The organism is Evansella vedderi, assembly GCF_030813435.1.
Classification (GTDB): Bacteria; Bacillota; Bacilli; order Bacillales; family Salisediminibacteriaceae; genus Evansella; species Evansella vedderi.
In genome coordinates this window covers 1-1,174 of sequence record NZ_JAUSUG010000061.1, presented here as the reverse complement: position 1 = coordinate 1,174, position 1,174 = coordinate 1, and the positions used below count along the sequence as shown (strand labels likewise).

Genomic DNA, 1,174 nt, shown 5'->3' with positions numbered 1-1,174 from the left:
ACGATGCGTAGCCGACCTGAGAGGGTGATCGGCCACACTGGAACTGAGACACGGTCCAGACTCCTACGGGAGGCAGCAGTAGGGAATCATCCGCAATGGGCGAAAGCCTGACGGTGCAACGCCGCGTGAACGATGACGGTCTTCGGATTGTAAAGTTCTGTTGTTAGGGAAGAATAAGTACCGTTCGAATAGGGCGGTACCTTGACGGTACCTAACCAGAAAGCCCCGGCTAACTACGTGCCAGCAGCCGCGGTAATACGTAGGGGGCAAGCGTTGTCCGGAATTATTGGGCGTAAAGCGCGCGCAGGCGGTCTCTTAAGTCTGATGTGAAAGCCCACGGCTCAACCGTGGAGGGTCATTGGAAACTGGGAGACTTGAGTGTAGGAGAGGAAAGTGGAATTCCACGTGTAGCGGTGAAATGCGTAGATATGTGGAGGAACACCAGTGGCGAAGGCGACTTTCTGGCCTACAACTGACGCTGAGGCGCGAAAGCGTGGGGAGCAAACAGGATTAGATACCCTGGTAGTCCACGCCGTAAACGATGAGTGCTAGGTGTTAGGGGTTTCGATACCCTTAGTGCCGCAGTTAACACATTAAGCACTCCGCCTGGGGAGTACGGTCGCAAGACTGAAACTCAAAGGAATTGACGGGGGCCCGCACAAGCAGTGGAGCATGTGGTTTAATTCGAAGCAACGCGAAGAACCTTACCAGGTCTTGACATCCTCTGCCACTCCTAGAGATAGGACGTTCCCCTTCGGGGGACAGAGTGACAGGTGGTGCATGGTTGTCGTCAGCTCGTGTCGTGAGATGTTGGGTTAAGTCCCGCAACGAGCGCAACCCTTGACCTTAGTTGCCAGCATTTAGTTGGGCACTCTAAGGTGACTGCCGGTGACAAACCGGAGGAAGGTGGGGATGACGTCAAATCATCATGCCCCTTATGACCTGGGCTACACACGTGCTACAATGGGTGGTACAAAGGGCAGCAAAGCCGCGAGGCCGAGCGAATCCCATAAAGCCACTCTCAGTTCGGATTGCAGGCTGCAACTCGCCTGCATGAAGCCGGAATTGCTAGTAATCGCGGATCAGCATGCCGCGGTGAATACGTTCCCGGGCCTTGTACACACCGCCCGTCACACCACGAGAGCTTGTAACACCCGAAGTCGGTGAGGTAACC

General features: G+C 55.2%; 1 rRNA gene. It reads left to right on the top strand.

The annotated features are described in order from the left end of the window. Positions 1-1,174 (top strand): 16S ribosomal RNA (locus J2S74_RS27275); the annotation flags it as partial.